Here is a 17002-nt window from a genome sequence, read left to right as displayed (position 1 = left end):
CTCCTTAATAACAAATAATATGTAATTTTTTCACACCTTATCATAATACCTTATCCCTTTTCAAAGTGCATCCTTTTTTTATTGGCTTCATATGTTGTAGGCGCGTATTTCTTTTCTAATCTTTGATTAAATTGTATGATAGTAAGAGTTTGTTTTTTTATACGGAAAGGGGATTTTATGAAAGAAACTACTTCATTCTCACAAAAGTTAAAGCAATTTGTATTACTATTTTTTCCGATTTTCGTAACGCAAATGTCATTATTTGCGATGAGTTTTTTTGATACAACAATGTCAGGACATGCAAGTCCAACTGATTTAGCAGGTGTTGCAATTGGAACAAGTATATGGATTCCAGTTAGTACGGGGTTAACAGGAATTTTAATGGCTACTACTCCCATTGTTGCACAGCTCGTTGGATCCAAGAAAAAAGAGGACGTTCCCCACGTTGTCATACAAGCAGTTTATTTAGCAATTTGTGCTAGCTTCGTTGTTATCCTCATCGGTTTCTTCGTCGTTTCACCTATTTTAAATGGCATGCGCTTAGAAGAACCTGTGGAACGTATTGCAGCGCAATTTTTAAGTATTATCGCAATAGGAATTATACCTTTATTCACTTACACTGTTTTACGTGGATTTATTGATGCATTAGGAAAAACTCGAACAACGATGATTATTACATTACTATCATTACCAATTAACGTAATATTGAATTACCTATTAATTTTTGGTAACTTCGGTTTCCCAAAGCTTGGTGGTGTCGGAGCAGCAATTGCTTCCACTGCAACATATTGGTGCATTTTAATTATTACAGTCATTATTATTCAGACGAAAGAGCCTTTTGCCTCTTTCAACATTTTCAAACAATTATACCGACCTTCTCTTTCGAGTTGGACAGCATTCTTAAAACTTGGCGTCCCTATCGGATTTGCTATCTTTTTTGAAACAAGTATTTTCGCTGCGGTAACGCTCATGATGAGTAATTTTAGTACGACAACTATTGCAGCTCACCAAGCAGCTATGAACTTTGCTTCCTTGTTATATATGACTCCGCTAAGTTTAGCAATGGCAATGACTATTGCGGTTGGATTCGAAGTTGGAGCAAAACGTTACAATAATGCAAAACAATACGGACTGATTGGAATTGGATTAGCCCTTGCCTTTGCTTTATTATATTCGATTCTTCTCTACTTTTTTGATGATCAAATTGCTTCTATTTATACGACAGATGCAAAAGTTCATCATTTAGCAAAAGAATTTCTTATCTTTGCAATTTTATTTCAAATTTCAGATGCAATTGCAACCCCTGTACAAGGAGCTTTGCGTGGTTATAAAGATGTAAATGTTGCTCTAATTATGACTTTAATTGCTTATTGGATAATTGGTCTACCACTAGGTTACATATTAGCAACGTATACAGAATGGGCCGCGAAAGGCTATTGGATCGGTCTTATTATCGGTCTAGCATTTGGCGCTGCCTTCCTACTTATCCGTCTTTTTCAAGTACAACGAAAATATATAACACAAAACAGCCGCTAATAATAAAGCGGCTGTTTTCTTTATGCATATTTTTTCTTGTAACGTATACGATAATGAGAAAGAAAGGTGGATACATATGGACGAAAAAGAAAAAAAGCAATCATTCGATGAAGAATTTGCCCCTGAAATTTCACCTGGGTATCGGCAAGATGTACATAAGCCACCTAAATATAAAAACACTTCGTTTTTAATGGGCATTACCATTTTCGCTGCTGTATTACTCATACTTATCATTTTCGTTTATTTTTGATGAAAGGTGGCTTATTATATGAAGAAACAAGATTCCAATCGTTCAAAAAGAACTGTTAAAGCACAAAAAGAATATGCAGGAGATTCTGTTCATACCCTTAAACAAGTCGAGCAAGGAAATTTATATATTGCTCAAAAAGAACTTGGTCAACAAAATGAAAATCTTTAAAGGCCCTTGATTCCTTGAGGGCTTTTTTATTCCGCATTAAGTAGTACATCCCCAAATGTTCTATTGAGCAATGAATTTCCTTTATTGTATGCGCTGCTTTTGTTCTAGCACCATAAATATATTATCAACCTTTACAATTTTCACTTCATAATTCAATTTCATTTCGCTTCTCTTACCATTTTCAGTACCCACAACGTACGCTACAGCTTGATAGAGAAAACTCTCATCTGTCTCTTCACGTATCTCCTCGTTTGTAAATTTATACTCTAAATCTTGAAAACGATTTGGATCATAATTTCCCATTAATTGTTCATACCCTCTATTTAAAAATATTTCTTCACCTTTTCGTTTCACATCTTCTTTATTAGTAAACTCAAATACTGATAGTTGCTCGGTCACAAAATACTCTCCTACCTTTTTCATTTCATTATGAGTTAAATTTTCTATACTTTTGTTCTTTAACTCCTTATTTAATTCGTACTGATCAATCGGTTTAAAGGTAGCAAAAACCTCCTCTTTATATGACCAAAACAATACAAAAGCGATACATAGAGAAATGATTAACAGTCTTTTTTTCGTAATACTCCCGCCCTTCTTCATAATGATAGCTATATTTTAACATATAGAAAGAAAATTCTGATATCATAAATTAGAATAACTTAACTCAGAAACGAGGAACAATTATGGACTCTTACAAACATTATATAAAAGAAGCTTTGCCTAATCTTTCTATACATTCATATAAACAAAATGAAGAAGGATGGGATAATGTAGCAGTTATAGTAAATGATGAGCTACTGTTTCGTTTCCCGCGAAAACAGGAATATGCAATGCGAATTCCACTAGAAAAAGAACTATGCACAATTCTCACTCAATCACTACAAGAAATCGAAGTTCCACAATATCAGCTAATTTATAAAAATGAATCTGATGAGGTTCCTCTTTGTAGTTACTATACTCTCATTCATGGTGAACCATTAAAAACAGAAACCGTTGCCAAACTGGAGGATACGGAGCTTCAAGCAATTATTACACAATTAGCTACTTTCCTTGCGGTACTACATAGTATTCCTTCACACCAAGTTACAACGCTATGTTTCTCTATTGAAAAAACATGTACCTACTGGAAAGAGCTACAAACAAAATTAAACCAATATCTCACTACTAACCTTACTTCATTACAGAAACTAGCCTTAAATCGCTTATTTGAAAATTTCTTTGCATGTTTAGATACGTCCACTTTTCAAAACACAATCATTCACGCTGATTTTACACATCATCACATTTTATTTAACAAGCAGAACAAAAGCATTTCAGGTGTTATCGATTTTGGTGATGCGCAAATTGGCGATCCTGCTTTTGATTTTGCAGGACTATATTATGATTTCGGACATGAGTTTACTACATCTGTATATGAACAGTACAGTACACTTATTTCTCATCATGACCCATTACTCATTCATCGCATTACTATCTTTTATCAATACAGTCCTTTACTACATAATATTATTTATAACTTTGAGTCAGAGAATGAACTCGAATTCATTACAGGTACAGAACAGCTAAAAACGATATTACAGGGATGAGATTACATTCTCTCCCTATATACTCTCTCCTCATACATCATTAACTTTTTATCCATTTCAACAATAACTTTATACAATTGAAATGCCTGTAAAATTTGCAGTTGAATTTCAAAAGGAGCATTTTGTTCTTTTAACCATTGAAATACTTTTGTTTCATCTTTCATTGATTATTCCTCCCTTTATCCCGCTATTTGTGGGTAGCCCGATTAGTGAGGACTGATAATCAGTGGGTGATGGACAACCCCCCCACTGATTAAAGTTTCACTTTATTAAAGTCTGCTACAAATATACCGTAAATGATGAAAAGCTTTTCATGTCAATAACAAAAAAGGATGCAAAGTTGCATCCTTTAATGAACTATATTTTTCTTCTGTTTCGCTTCTTTCTTTACTTCTTCCCCTTGACATTCACTACGAAACGCACAACTTATACACTCAGAACGAAAATGACGCTCTGTATAATGCTCCGGTTGTTGCAACATTTCTTTCATTCTAGATAAATCAGCCATTCCAGATATAATATCTTCCTGTTTCGGAATGTACTCATACTTAGTTCCTTCTATTAAATTAATAACTTCAATTTTTCCTGGAAGAACGCCGAAAGCTTTATAACTGAATACTGTCATTAGCTTCTGACAAAGAGCAAGCATTTCCTCATCTGCATCGACAACATACTTTTTAATTACAAACGACTCAGCACTCCACTCACCAACTTCAAATGTCAATGACATGTGGACACCTAACTCTTCCATATATGTTTGAAACTTCTCGTATAAAAACAATGGTGGTGTCTGACTATCATCCTTTTCAACAAACTGTAATAAGTGATCCGTTAGCTTCGCTAATACAATATAGTAATCCGTCTTCGAAGCAAACATATTAATCCTTACTTTTTTCCAATACTTTTCTATTAATATTAAAAGTACAATTTTCGTTTGTTGACCCGCAGGTAGCGTGTAATACTCGTTAATAATTTGATTGACAATCATTTGTGCTATTTGTTGCCATTCAAATGAAGAAGGTTCTCTTCTTTTTATATGACGAAAATAAAATTTATGCGGACAACGCATAAAATCATACAAATGATAATCTGTCATCGTTTTGATTGAGATTTTCTCATGCACTTGCTCTTCATCTCCCTTCTGCCATTAAGAAAGGTGTTTTACAAATTCAGCTCCAAACTGTAAACATTTTTCTACATCTTCATCTTCTGGCGTTAATTCTACTTTTAGTCCTTCTAACACAACTGCTGCCCCGCGCTCTTGTAGCTTTTCTATTAAAATGTCAACTGCCACTCCGTATTTCGGATAAGCCGAATCACACGATCCGAATACTGCTGCTTTTTTCCCAGTTAAATCAATAGAATCCATTGCATCATAAAAATCTAAGAAATCATCAGGAAGATCACCATCTCCCCAAGTGTATGCACCTAAAATAATTCCATCATACTGTTCTAATATAGAAGCTTCTGGTGAATCCATAATATCAATAACTTCAATTTCATTTTCTGTTTCACGAATTACGCCGGCAATATGGTCAGCCATTTCCTCTGTATTTCCACTCATACTTGCAAAAATCATTACTAACTTACTCAACTGAACCTCTCCCTTTACTTTGTATCTCTTTTTCTGTTTGAATGCTCTTCTTCTCATCTACATATTCAGACCGAATTACATTTCTTTGCCATTCCATATGCTGATCAACATCTTTATTTTTATCTTTTAATCCCCTCCGCAGAAGGTGAAAATTTTTTCTCATTAACATGTCGCATCCATCCCATTGATAATAATTATCAATTTCAACTACATTTAGATTAATTGACATTGATTATCAATGTCAACAACTATTTTTAAAAAAATGATTAAAATGTACAAGCTTGTCCGTTAGCTATTCATATACTATGAATGAGCATAGTTCTTTCTCAGCCCTCTCTGACGGAAAGAAATAAAAGCAACTGCAATAGAGTGCAGTTGCCTTTTTTTGTTTTTCTATGATTTTAGTAATCTTATAGTCGTCTCTAAAAATAGCTCCACTCCACAAATTAATGCTGATTCATCCACGTCAAATTTCGGATGATGATGTGGATAACAAGTATATATATTTTCATTACCTGTTCCTAATTTAATGAAACAACCGGGTGCTTTTCTTAAATATGCTGAAAAATCTTCCCCACCCATAGAAGGTTCAAGCTTCACAACACGCTCATTCCCAAACAAATGTAGTGCACTTTCTTCTACTATTTTCGTAATATATTCATCATTAATAACCGGATCATATCCATATCGATACGTATATGTATACGATCCTCCATGTGCTTCTGTAATTCCTTTCACAATTTTCTCGATTTTCCCTTCTGCTTCCCCCCTCAATGCTTGATTAAATGAACGAACGGTTCCCATTAAAGTTGCTGTACTAGGAATAATATTGTCAGCCGTTCCCCCATGAAATTGTGTAACTGAAATAACCCTTTGCATAAAAGCACTCGTATTTCTTGATACGATATGTTGTAAATTTGTAATAATCTGTGCTCCGATAGCAATAGGGTCTATCGTTTCTTCTGGCCGCGCCGCATGTCCTCCTTTGCCTTGAATTTCAACTGTAAATACGTCTGGTGCCGCCATCATCGGCCCATACGCAATTCCTATCTTTCCGCTTTCTAATCCAGACATAACATGTAAACCTATTACATAATCAACACCGTCCATTACACCTGCCTCAACCATTTCTTGTCCCCCACCGGGATACACCTCTTCTGCGTGCTGAAAGAATAGACGAATCTCACCTGCAAAATCTTCCTTTATATTTGATAGCACCTCTGCTGTGCTTAATAAAATAGCTGCGTGAGCATCGTGCCCACATGCATGCATCATTCCTTTATTCACAGATGTATAAGATTTACTTGTCTCCTCTTGAATTGGCAAAGCATCTATATCAGCTCGAATCGCAATTACTTTCCCTTGCTTCACACCTCTTTTAATTGCTAGTACACTATACTTCGTCGGTCTCGTTACTTCAAAAGAAGAAAATGAGCATAATGTATCATATATAAATTGCGAAGTTTCTTTTTCATGAAATGATAATTCCGGATACTTATGGAAGTGCCTTCTCCATTTCACGATATTTTCTTCCGAAATTAGATTCTTCCACACTCTATTCATGATAATTTCCTCCTTTTCAAAATAACTAGAAATTTAAAAGTTTACTCCATCTTGAATGATTAATAAAAACAAATACTGTATTTTTACGTATTCTTATAGTCCACTTTTATGTATTCACACAATCTCCTTTCTATTTACATGTCAAACCCATTACAAATTCATGCTGAATGTAATATAATTGCTAAGTTAGGGATTTTCTTTTTTAGTATTTAGTGCTAATATCAAAAAAGAGCCTTTTGACTTATTTTTACCTAAAATGTGGGATTTTGTTTTTTTCACAATAATGTAGGACATGATACCTACAAAGAGCTATTATTTCATTAAGAGAGGGAAAGACATGGAAAGATTAAAAGAGATATGGTCTCGACCACTCACACAATGGGTTGCAAAGACGGTTTATTATCTTGCAATTTTATTTGCATTACTTTGGTTGTATGGATTCCATGATACAAACACAAGTACATTTATTTACAATGAATTCTAGGGTGGGAACGTTATGAAGTTATTAGAACAAATTGAAAAGTGGGCTGCAGAAACGCCTGATCAAACCGCTTTTGTTTGGCGAGATGCGAAAATTACGTACAAACAATTAAAGGAAGATTCTGATGCGTTAGCACATTGGATTTCTTCTGAGTATCCAGACGATCGTTCACCAATTATGGTGTATGGCCATATGCAACCTGAAATGATTATTAACTTTTTAGGATGTGTAAAAGCTGGACATGCTTACATCCCTGTAGATTTATCTATCCCAGCTGATCGTGTACAACGTATTGCTGAAAATTCTGGTGCGAAATTACTTTTATCGGCAACAGCAGTAACTGTAACTGATTTACCAGTTCGCATCGTAAGTGAAGACAACTTAAAAGATATTTTCTTTACTCATAAAGGGAACACTCCAAATCCTGAACATGCGGTAAAAGGTGATGAGAACTTCTACATTATTTACACATCAGGAAGCACAGGTAATCCGAAAGGGGTTCAGATTACTTATAACTGCCTTGTTAGCTTTACAAAATGGGCTGTAGAAGATTTCAACTTACAAACAGGGCAAGTATTCTTAAATCAAGCACCTTTCTCATTCGATTTATCTGTAATGGATATTTACCCATCATTAGTAACAGGTGGTACACTTTGGGCAATCGATAAAGATATGATTGCGCGTCCAAAAGACTTGTTTGCTTCTTTAGAGCAATCGGATATTCAAGTATGGACTTCCACACCTTCTTTCGCTGAAATGTGTTTAATGGAAGCATCTTTCTCTGAGAGTATGCTACCGAACATGAAAACATTCTTATTCTGCGGTGAAGTGTTACCAAATGAAGTGGCTAGAAAATTAATTGAGCGTTTCCCAAAAGCAACAATTATGAATACTTACGGTCCAACAGAAGCTACTGTCGCTGTAACAGGTATTCACGTTACAGAAGAAGTGCTTGATCAATACAAATCACTTCCAGTTGGCTACTGTAAATCAGACTGCCGCCTTCTTATTATGAAAGAAGATGGAACGATTGCACCTGATGGTGAAAAAGGTGAAATCGTAATTGTCGGTCCAAGCGTAAGCGTTGGATATTTAGGAAGCCCTGAATTAACAGAAAAAGCATTTACTATGATTGACGGTGAGCGCGCCTATAAAACAGGCGATGCTGGCTATGTTGAAAATGGTCTTCTATTCTATAATGGTCGTCTTGATTTCCAAATTAAGCTGCATGGTTATCGAATGGAATTAGAAGAAATTGAGCATCACCTTCGTGCGTGTTCTTACGTAGAAGGTGCAGTTATCGTTCCAATTAAAAAAGGTGAAAAATACGATTATTTATTAGCGGTTGTTGTTCCTGGAGAACATTCATTTGAAAAAGAATTCAAATTAACATCTGCAATCAAAAAAGAACTCAATGAGCGATTACCAAACTACATGATTCCACGTAAATTCATGTATCAATCTTCTATTCCAATGACACCAAATGGAAAGGTAGATCGCAAAAAATTATTGAGTGAGGTTACAGCATGACCGCATATGGATCATTTTATTTTTTCGCTATAGTGGGCATTTTATTAATACCTACTATCATAGCTGGATTAAAAGGTAAAATGTTGCGTAAATATAATGCAGTATTAACATTAGTCATGATTGCTATTATCTTCTCAGATAAACCGAAGCAAGCGATTATGTTAGCCGCATTTATTATTTGGCAATATGCCCTAATTAAAGGCTATTTACTTTTAAGAAAACAAAATAATAGTACATTCACATTTTGCATAGCTGTTATTTTATCGATTTTGCCTCTTATTTTGGCAAAAATCGCACCGTTTGCATCGTTTTTACCTGAGTTAAAACTTGTTGTTTTTCTAGGTATATCTTACGTAACATTCAGAGCAGTTCAGATGGTATTTGAAGTTCGTGATGGTTTAATTAAAGAGCTTTCTTTCTTTAACTTCTGGGAATTCGTTTTATTCTTCCCTGCGATTTCAACAGGACCTATCGATCGTTACCGAAGATTCCAAAAAGATATTCAAAAGCCACCTAGCGCTGAAGAATATCAAAATTTACTATATACAGGACTAAATCGTATTTTCCAAGGTTTCTTGTATAAATTTATTATTGCTTACTTAATAAAGCAATATTGTATGGACCCAGCATTCGCTCAACACGATACAATATTTTCAAATATGATTTACATGTATAGCTATAGCTTATATCTATTCTTTGATTTTGCTGGTTATAGCTCTTTTGTAATTGGTGTAAGTTATATGATGGGAATTAAAACGCCAGAAAACTTCAATAAGCCATTCCTTAGTCGTAATATTAAAGACTTCTGGAACCGCTGGCACATGAGTTTATCATTCTGGTTCCGTGATTTTATTTACATGCGTTTCGTCTTTTTTGCAACGAAGAAAAAGTTAATTAAGAACCGTTACACAATTTCGTATATCGGTGCATTTTTAAACTTCTTCATTATGGGAATTTGGCATATCCAAGGAAGCGCTGTTGCGCAGTATATTATTTATGGTCTATACCATGCCGCACTGTTTATTTTATTCGATATTTTCGAACGAAAAAACAAAAAGCATAAGTTTTGGCCAAACAATAAATTTACACGCATCCTTGCGATTGTAATTACGTTCCACGTTGTATGTTTCGGTTTCCTAATCTTCTCTGGACACCTTAACAGATACTTTTAATGCACCCTTCTTATTCCATTAAGAAGTTGCACATATAATAATTTCGGATATAAAGGAGATTTTAAAAATGGCAGAATTCAAAGAGCAAGTCTTAGATATTTTAGAAGAAGTATGTGAAAACGATATTGTGAAAGAAAACTTAGATGTTCAATTATTTGAAGAAGGTATCCTTGATTCTTTCGCTGTAGTATCTTTATTAGTTGAATTCCAAGAGCGTTTAGATATTGAAGTTTCTATTTCTGATTTTGACCGTGACGAGTGGGCTACACCAAACATGGTTATTAAAAAGTTGGAAGAAATCCGATGAACAAAGCAAAATTTGGTCCGATGCTTTTAGCATTGGCCCTTTTTGCTGTATTCTTACTTATTCCAACGCGCTTCCTACTTCCACTTTTAAGTGATGAAAAAGTAGAACAAGCTGCTACTTCTTTAAAAGAAGAAAAAATTCAAAGTATGATTTTACAGCAAAAGATGTTAGCAGATCCAAAATATCTTCCGATGTACGGTTCATCGGAATTCGCACGTATGGATGCTTTCCATCCATCTAATTATTTTAAAGTAAAGCCTGAAGGATTTACGCCATTCCTTCTTGGACGCGGCGGAACACAAGACCTTGTACATGTGTTAAACTTCGCATCTACAATGGATCAATTGAAAGATAAGAAAATGGTATTCGTTCTTTCTCCGCAATGGTTTGTACCACAAGGTATTGACGAAACGCACTTTGCACCTAACTTTTCAAAACAACAAGGTTACCACTTCATTTTCAACAATGATTTAAAACCTGAAATGAAAAAACAAATTGCAAAGCGTTTATTAAACTTTGAGATTGTAAAAAAAGAAACTTTATTAAAAATTTCGCTTGAAGGTATCGCTTATGATGATACGAAGTATAAAGTAAAAGCACTTGCTGCTAAACCTTTCGCTTATATTTACCGTAACATTTTAGATCGTAAAGATTTATTTACAGCTATGTTTAATATTAAACCGCACAAAGAGAAGCTTGACCCTTCATTAAAACAAATGAACTGGGAAGAGGCTCGTAAACATGCAGATCAAACAGGTGCAGCAGAATCTGGATCTAATGAATATGGTATCGAAGATGGTTACTTCAATAGCAAAATTAAGAAAAAATTAAAACAACGTGAAGGTTACTTAAAAAATGATGCTTATGACCAATCGCCAGAATATGAAGATTTACAAATTGTACTTGATTTATTAAAACAATCTGGTGCAAAACCACTCTTCATTTCTGTTCCTGTCAAAGGTCCTTGGTACGACTACGCTGGCTTCCCAAAAGAACGCCGCGAAGCATACTATAAGAAAGTTCATGAGCAAATTGAAAAAGCTGGGTATCCAATTGCCGACTTCTCAAATCATGAATACGATAAATACTTCTTAAAAGATCATATGCACTTAGGTTGGAAAGGCTGGGTTTACATCGACGAAGCCATCCAACAGTTTTATAAAGCAAACTAATGAAAAGACCGCTTGAATTACTCAAGTGGTCTTTTTGTATATATTTTGTAATTGTTCGATTGCATTCTCTGCTTCTTTCATAACTCGCTCCACTACATGCTGAGCTGATTCGATTCGAGCTAATGATGCTGCCTGTCCTGCCCAAAGCGACATATATCCTTCCTTATTTTGCTTCGCTGCCTCTTTGCGTATTTTAGAAGTTAATACGTTTTGCACTGGATACATGGGAAGCCCTTCTTCTTTTCCTTCATGTCTCTCTATAAATTCATTCCGAATACCGCGTGCATATTTCCCGGAAAACGCACGAGTTACAGTTGTGCTCGTATCTGTACTATGTAAAACCGCTTCTTTATACACATCGTGCGTAATACTCTCTTCACTTGTTAAAAAGGCTGATCCCATTTGAACACCTTCTGCTCCTAGTGCCAATGCCGCAACAAGCCCTTGTCCGTTCATTACACCACCTGCTGCGACAATTGGGGTATGCGGAACAGCCCCTACTAACTGAGGTATTAACGCAAACGTACCAATCATAGCATCTCGTTCTTTCCCAATAAACGTTCCTCTATGCCCTCCTGCTTCGCTACCTTGCCCAATAATAATATCTACTCCTAGCTCAGCAAGTACTTTCGCTTCCTTCACATGGGTAGCTGTTCCGATGACTTTTATTCCACTTCTTTTTAAATCATTTATTTCTTCTTTTTCTAACGTTTGAAATGCAAAGCTAACGACCGGTACTTTTTCATCTAATAGCACTTGTAATTGTTCCTTATAGCTTTTTGGAAGCTTTAACGTTCCTTCTACTTCTATACCTAATTCTCTATTCACTCCGCTTAGTAATACTTTCGCCTCATTTACCTTCTCTTCTTCTATTTGTATCTCTTTCGTTACAAGTAAATTAACACCGAAAGGCTTATCTGTTAGTTCTCTTATTCTATAAATCGCTTCACGAATTTGTTCTGGGCTCATATAGCCCGCTCCAAGCGTCCCTAATCCTCCGCTATTACTTACTGCTGCAACAAGTTCTGGCGTCGTAATCGCGCCTGCCATACCGGCTTGAACAACGGGATACTCAATTTTTAATATGTCTGTTACTCGACTTGTAAACATCATTTTCCCTCCTATTTCCCTTATATCTTCTTTATTTGATAAGCTTTCCCCTGCTTTTGCAAGGGTTGAACTTCATATGAAGCGAATATATTGAAAGAGAAGGAGGCTGAGCTTAATGATTTATCCAAATTCATTAAAACAAGGTGATACAGTAATGATCATTGCACCATCTGGTCCACCTACAATCGAAAATGTATTAAAAGGTGTGAATGTATTACAAGAGATGGGGTTATCCGTAATAATCGGGAAGAGCGTTTACGAGAAATATGGATTTTTAGCCGGAAGTGATCAAGTTCGGCTTGACGATATACATGAAGCATTTACAAATAATGAAGTGAAGGCCGTTTTCTGTGCACGAGGTGGTTACGGAAGTGCTCGTCTCCTCCCTCACATTCAATATGAAATCATTCGGCAAAACCCTAAAATCTTTTGGGGATATAGCGATATTACAGCTTTACATACTGCTGTTTCACGTTATGCAAAGCTTATAACATTTCATGGTCCGATGATTGAAGAACTAGGAAAAGGTATTGATTCCCTATCTTTATCCTCTTTCAATCAGCTATTCCATCCGTATTCAACCATTTTATCTGCATCAGAATGTATCGTACCTAGCTCTCACAGTACAGTTACAGGTACGTTAGTTGGAGGAAATTTAGCTGTGTTAACAAGTATAATTGGCTCGCCCTACGAGATAAATACGGACAATACACTTTTATTACTTGAAGACATTGGTGAAGAACCGTACCGCATTGACCGTATGTTAAATCAGCTACTTTTATCTGGAAAGTTTAATGAATGCAGGGGCGTTATTTTCACAAGTTGTCACGACTGCACTCCTTCAAAGCCATCTCAATCATTGCAAGCAATATTATATGAATATTTCGCACCATATCATATACCGGTCCTATTCGGTTTACCAATTGGACATATAAGTCCAAACATTGGGATTCCTCTTGGAGCTACAGCTACAATAAGTACACATAATAAAACACTCTCTATTGCTTCCGGCGTAGCCACCCCGTGTTCAAATTAAAAAGGAAAAGCGATTACGCTTTTCCTTTTATTTATAATAGTTAAAAATTCGTCCAGATGCGATATCTGCAATTTCTTCTGGAATAAATGTTTTACTTATATCAGTGCCAACATTTAATACAGCTGTAGCATCTTTCTCAATGCTACCAAATAACTCTTTCCCACGTATCTTAATAAGGGGCGTTCCTTCTGGCAACACATCTTTTACAAATTCCATTTGTGTAAAGAACGGAACGATCCATCTACCTTCTCCTTGGAAATGACGCAAACGAAGTATTCCTTCTGTTGCCCCGTCCTCTGCTTCTAGTGAACCAGCAACATAAAACTCAGTAGATAAGAGCAATTCATAAAATTCCTTTTGCTTCTGTTTATCATCACCTGCTACAACAAGTACCTCTTCTAATTTCTTTACTGAAATTTGCTCCATATGATGCCACCCCTATTTTCAAAATGATTGTACTTAGATTATACGAAATATTCTTATTTTTTTCTACATAATTCGCAATTATTTTCTTAAAATAATTTTAATACTTCTTTTGTCGTCACAATCGTAGCAAACTCTTCATGTAAATTTACAAGTGTCATATTGTGAATATCTTCTGCACTATACTCCTTACCATCTAAACCTTTACGGTTAAAAGTAGCCGTTGCATCACTCACTAAATACGTTGTAAATCCTAAATTCCCTGCCATTCGTGTCGTAGTTTCCACGCAATGATTTGTCGTTAATCCTACAACCACTACTGCATTACATTTGTTCTTTCTTAATTGCTCTTCTAAATTTGTCCCAATGAACGCGCTGTTAACGAATTTCTGAATAACCACTTCACCAAGTAGTGGTTGCACTTCTTCTTTAAAGTTTACCGTTTCCGCTCTCTCATAAAACATTGACTGAGCATTTTCTTTATTTACATGTTGAATATGAAAAACTGGTCGTTTCCTTTTTCTCCATTCTTCTAATAAAATTCTCATGTTTTCTTCAGCAAAAATATTATTTCTCTCGCCCCAATCTGGTAATTGAAACGCCTTTTGTACATCGATTATGATAAGTGCTATTTGATTTGTCATCATTTCCCCTTAATTTGGCTGTAATTGAAATAGAAAACCAAGTTGTTGTGACGCAGTAATAAAGCAAACATAGGCGCAAAGCTCTACAATTTCTTTTTCTGTCCAATATTGTTTTAATACGTGAAACATAGTATCATCTATTGCTTTTCGGTCATGAACAAATGTATGCGCAAAAGTAACGGCTACGCCAATCTCCTCTGCCTTTTGCACATCATCAGGTCTTCCCTTTGCCATACAGTACGGACATTCATTCCCATACGCTAATGTTCTTCTCACTTGCTCCTTCAACTCTGCTGAAAGAGTTCCTTTATTGTACAGTGTATCTTCTAACGTACTCCACGAATGTAATATATCCGAATTATGCCCTAATAACTTTTGAAACTTTGTATCTCCTACATTTGATAATGAAATTCTCTCCATCATTTCCCCTCCTATTTCCTTCTGTTTTATTGTAAAATAAATAACGTTCACTTTACATTTCATATGAATCTTAATTTATATTTTTCCTTTACAAAAATCATTATTTTACTGGAGGTATATTTACAAATGCAATTAGACCGTGTTGATCGAAAAATTTTAAATGAATTATATAATGATAGTCGCCTTTCGATGCGTGAATTGGCGAAACGAGTAAACTTATCTGCTCCGTCTACTTCAGAACGTGTTCGTAAGCTCGAAAGCGAAGGTGTTATTCAAAAATACACAATCGATATTGATTATAAAAAGGCTGGACTCGTTTTAGATTGTATTTTAGAAATTACTTTAAAAAATGGTGATACAACACGTATGCAACAATTTATTCAGTCTTATCCATCTGCAAGTTTTTGTTACCGAGTAACAGGAAGCTTATGCTACATTGTAAAAATTTCTGTTCCTTCACTCGTTGAACTTGAAGAATTTATCAATGATGTTTCTTCATATGCAACGACCGTTTCTCATATCGTATTATCAGAAGTATCTCTTACTCCTGATATTGAACATATCTTCCCAGAAGATTAATTTATTTTTATTCATAAAATATAAAAAAACCCCTTACAATAAGAATAAAAATAACATATTATGTATTAAAATACATAAAGTTCGAGAAAGGGGCTTTACATTGAAAATCTGGTTTTATGAAAAAACGGCACAATTAGATGACTTGCTTGGTATTTGGGACAATGTTCCAACCATCCCGCGAATTGGTGAAAAAGTGGAGATTTTAAAGACGGTCCGCACTGTTACAGATATTAAATATGTAAAGAACGGTAATAATTTTCGAGTGGAAATTATTACAAATTAAAAAGTAGCTCCTTAGGAGCTACTTTTTAATTATCTACTATGTGCTTTCTTTATAACGATTTTATCTTCTTCTACAGATACTGTTACATAATCATTTTCTTCTAACCTAAGCTTATTTACAGCCTCATCTGGTAACTCTATGGCCATCAATCTATCGGTTACGATCACTTGACTATACACTTCATTCTCTTGTGATGCATTCACTACTTTTTGCTCATTTATAAAACGTACTGGTGGCACGCCAACTTCTTTTACTGCACGCCATTGTTTCCCAATATAAGGAATTAACCAAAGTAATCCGACAAGCGTAAGACCGATACCAATCCATAAATTACTTTGCGCTTGTAATTCAGTAATTGAGATTGTACCACTTTCTTCTCCACTGAAAAATTGTATACTTGTTGCAATCAAATTATTTAGAGCGTGCACAGCTATATTCGTCCATATATTTTTTGTCTTTATGTATAAAAGACACATAACCACACCAAACATGAACGCACCAATAACATCAAAATGTCCTAGGCCAAAAATAATTGAAGATATAATTACAGCTTTTTTAATTCCCCATTTATAAGCCATTCGCTGTAAGAAAAATCCCCTAAAAATAACCTCTTCCATAATAGGTGCTAACACACATGCTGAAATGAAAGTAAATATCGTCATATATACGTTACTCGTATTAATAACATTTCCGTCTTCTAGCATAGTAACTAAGAAATTCGGTAACGTATGTGCTAATATGTAAAATTGAATCTGAGATATGCCAACTGAAAAAATCATCCCCATTATCGTTGCTAATACAATTAATCCCCAAGGTAAACGTCCTGGCTTATCAAAAAAACTGTTGAATACAACATTATTTTTATTTGTTTTTACGTATAGCCAAAGTAACGGAAATACAAAAAATACAGTTATTTGTGAAATAACCTCCATCGTATTCTCAGAAACATTTGCTAGACCTAATGGGATCATTATAAGGAGCACCCCTATAATCATCCATCCAAAAAAGCTACGTAGCCTTATACGTGAAAATGCATAGTGCATATAAAACACCCCCAAAGATAGTAAAAATACAATAAAACTTTAATCAGTACTTTATAGGCAATCCTTTCCCTATAAATAGCAGGATAACTAAATTATAATATGAAT

23 protein-coding genes are annotated in these 17002 nt (G+C 35.0%); 12 read left to right on the top strand and 11 right to left on the bottom strand.

Annotation, left to right across the window (positions count from 1 at the left end; all coding sequences use genetic code 11):
• Positions 1-177 precede the first annotated feature (177 nt).
• The 3 genes from BAQ53_RS06705 (at position 178) to BAQ53_RS06695 (ending at position 1954) form a co-directional block, all read left to right on the top strand.
• The gene (locus BAQ53_RS06705) at positions 178-1536 is read left to right on the top strand and encodes an MATE family efflux transporter (RefSeq protein WP_000665552.1); all 1359 of its coding nucleotides are present in this window, start codon (positions 178-180) and stop codon (positions 1534-1536) included.
• Between the two features lie 76 nt (positions 1537-1612).
• Complete coding sequence (locus tag BAQ53_RS06700; protein ID WP_000343558.1) at positions 1613-1786, top strand: hypothetical protein; 174 nt, start codon at positions 1613-1615, stop codon at positions 1784-1786.
• A gap of 18 nt (positions 1787-1804) precedes the next feature.
• Positions 1805-1954: a hypothetical protein gene (locus BAQ53_RS06695; protein WP_000743735.1), complete on the top strand. Its 150-nt coding sequence runs from the start codon at positions 1805-1807 to the stop codon at positions 1952-1954.
• A gap of 81 nt (positions 1955-2035) precedes the next feature.
• Here the strand turns inward: BAQ53_RS06695 and BAQ53_RS06690 are convergent, their stop codons facing one another.
• A complete protein-coding gene (locus tag BAQ53_RS06690) occupies positions 2036-2554 on the bottom strand; it encodes a hypothetical protein (RefSeq protein WP_000715255.1) in 519 nt (172 codons plus the stop codon).
• A gap of 83 nt (positions 2555-2637) precedes the next feature.
• On the opposite strand from BAQ53_RS06690, the gene BAQ53_RS06685 reads away from it, so the two are divergent.
• The gene (locus tag BAQ53_RS06685) at positions 2638-3540 is read left to right on the top strand and encodes an aminoglycoside phosphotransferase family protein (RefSeq protein ID WP_000378987.1); all 903 of its coding nucleotides are present in this window, start codon (positions 2638-2640) and stop codon (positions 3538-3540) included.
• A 2-nt stretch (positions 3541-3542) separates the two neighbouring features.
• Here BAQ53_RS06685 and BAQ53_RS06680 read toward each other — a convergent pair whose 3' ends face one another.
• From BAQ53_RS06680 to amaA, 5 genes are all read right to left on the bottom strand, one after another.
• On the bottom strand, positions 3543-3704 hold the full coding sequence (locus tag BAQ53_RS06680) for a hypothetical protein (RefSeq protein ID WP_000651086.1): 162 nt from the start codon (positions 3702-3704) through the stop codon (positions 3543-3545).
• Between the two features lie 185 nt (positions 3705-3889).
• The gene (locus tag BAQ53_RS06675) at positions 3890-4663 is read right to left on the bottom strand and encodes a hypothetical protein (RefSeq protein WP_208906645.1); all 774 of its coding nucleotides are present in this window, start codon (positions 4661-4663) and stop codon (positions 3890-3892) included.
• Positions 4664-4687: 24 nt separating this feature from the next.
• Entirely contained in the window at positions 4688-5134 is a 447-nt protein-coding gene (locus BAQ53_RS06670) for a flavodoxin (RefSeq protein ID WP_000041153.1), read from the bottom strand.
• A complete protein-coding gene (locus tag BAQ53_RS06665; protein ID WP_000929023.1) occupies positions 5127-5303 on the bottom strand; it encodes a hypothetical protein in 177 nt (58 codons plus the stop codon). Before BAQ53_RS06665 ends, BAQ53_RS06670 begins: the two co-directional genes overlap by 8 nt.
• Positions 5304-5527: 224 nt before the next feature.
• Positions 5528-6697 (bottom strand): N-acyl-aliphatic-L-amino acid amidohydrolase, encoded by a 1170-nt coding sequence (gene amaA, locus BAQ53_RS06660; RefSeq protein WP_001082782.1) that lies wholly within the window; start codon positions 6695-6697, stop codon positions 5528-5530.
• A 337-nt stretch (positions 6698-7034) separates the two neighbouring features.
• Between amaA and BAQ53_RS06655 the strand changes: the two genes are divergently transcribed.
• From BAQ53_RS06655 to dltD, 5 genes are all read left to right on the top strand, one after another.
• Complete coding sequence (locus BAQ53_RS06655) at positions 7035-7181, top strand: teichoic acid D-Ala incorporation-associated protein DltX (RefSeq protein WP_000440293.1); 147 nt, start codon at positions 7035-7037, stop codon at positions 7179-7181.
• 12 nt (positions 7182-7193) lie between these two features.
• Positions 7194-8708, top strand: a complete 1515-nt coding sequence (gene dltA / locus BAQ53_RS06650) for a D-alanine--poly(phosphoribitol) ligase subunit DltA (protein ID WP_000770505.1) — start codon at positions 7194-7196, stop codon at positions 8706-8708.
• Entirely contained in the window at positions 8705-9880 is a 1176-nt protein-coding gene (dltB, locus tag BAQ53_RS06645) for a D-alanyl-lipoteichoic acid biosynthesis protein DltB (RefSeq protein ID WP_000127930.1), read from the top strand. The genes dltA and dltB overlap by 4 nt, the downstream gene beginning before the upstream one ends.
• Positions 9881-9947: 67 nt before the next feature.
• Entirely contained in the window at positions 9948-10187 is a 240-nt protein-coding gene (dltC, locus tag BAQ53_RS06640) for a D-alanine--poly(phosphoribitol) ligase subunit DltC (protein WP_000807310.1), read from the top strand.
• Complete coding sequence (gene dltD, locus BAQ53_RS06635) at positions 10184-11359, top strand: D-alanyl-lipoteichoic acid biosynthesis protein DltD (RefSeq protein ID WP_001030268.1); 1176 nt, start codon at positions 10184-10186, stop codon at positions 11357-11359. The genes dltC and dltD overlap by 4 nt, the downstream gene beginning before the upstream one ends.
• Before the next feature lie 21 nt (positions 11360-11380).
• Here dltD and BAQ53_RS06630 read toward each other — a convergent pair whose 3' ends face one another.
• On the bottom strand, positions 11381-12469 hold the full coding sequence (locus tag BAQ53_RS06630; protein WP_000495284.1) for an NAD(P)H-dependent flavin oxidoreductase: 1089 nt from the start codon (positions 12467-12469) through the stop codon (positions 11381-11383).
• A 115-nt stretch (positions 12470-12584) separates the two neighbouring features.
• Between BAQ53_RS06630 and BAQ53_RS06625 the strand changes: the two genes are divergently transcribed.
• A complete protein-coding gene (locus tag BAQ53_RS06625) occupies positions 12585-13505 on the top strand; it encodes a S66 peptidase family protein (protein ID WP_208906644.1) in 921 nt (306 codons plus the stop codon).
• Between the two features lie 27 nt (positions 13506-13532).
• Here BAQ53_RS06625 and BAQ53_RS06620 read toward each other — a convergent pair whose 3' ends face one another.
• The 3 genes from BAQ53_RS06620 to BAQ53_RS06610 form a co-directional block, all read right to left on the bottom strand.
• Complete coding sequence (locus tag BAQ53_RS06620) at positions 13533-13931, bottom strand: SseB family protein (RefSeq protein ID WP_000435263.1); 399 nt, start codon at positions 13929-13931, stop codon at positions 13533-13535.
• An 86-nt stretch (positions 13932-14017) separates the two neighbouring features.
• Positions 14018-14572: a cysteine hydrolase family protein gene (locus BAQ53_RS06615; RefSeq protein WP_000184437.1), complete on the bottom strand. Its 555-nt coding sequence runs from the start codon at positions 14570-14572 to the stop codon at positions 14018-14020.
• 9 nt (positions 14573-14581) lie between these two features.
• Positions 14582-14992: a carboxymuconolactone decarboxylase family protein gene (locus tag BAQ53_RS06610; protein WP_000439757.1), complete on the bottom strand. Its 411-nt coding sequence runs from the start codon at positions 14990-14992 to the stop codon at positions 14582-14584.
• Positions 14993-15118: 126 nt separating this feature from the next.
• On the opposite strand from BAQ53_RS06610, the gene BAQ53_RS06605 reads away from it, so the two are divergent.
• Positions 15119-15571, top strand: coding sequence for an Lrp/AsnC family transcriptional regulator (locus BAQ53_RS06605; protein WP_001175505.1), 453 nt, complete (start codon positions 15119-15121; stop codon positions 15569-15571).
• Positions 15572-15671: 100 nt separating this feature from the next.
• On the top strand, positions 15672-15854 hold the full coding sequence (locus tag BAQ53_RS06600; RefSeq protein ID WP_000707107.1) for a DUF3913 family protein: 183 nt from the start codon (positions 15672-15674) through the stop codon (positions 15852-15854).
• Between the two features lie 29 nt (positions 15855-15883).
• Here BAQ53_RS06600 and BAQ53_RS06595 read toward each other — a convergent pair whose 3' ends face one another.
• On the bottom strand, positions 15884-16897 hold the full coding sequence (locus tag BAQ53_RS06595) for a CPBP family intramembrane glutamic endopeptidase (RefSeq protein WP_208906643.1): 1014 nt from the start codon (positions 16895-16897) through the stop codon (positions 15884-15886).
• Between the last annotated feature and the right edge of the window lie 105 nt (positions 16898-17002).

The organism is Bacillus sp. B25(2016b), from assembly GCF_001679765.1.
Classification (GTDB): Bacteria; Bacillota; Bacilli; order Bacillales; family Bacillaceae_G; genus Bacillus_A; species Bacillus_A thuringiensis_K.
Note: the sequence above shows the minus strand (reverse complement) of the source record. Positions and strands in the feature narration are given on the sequence as shown.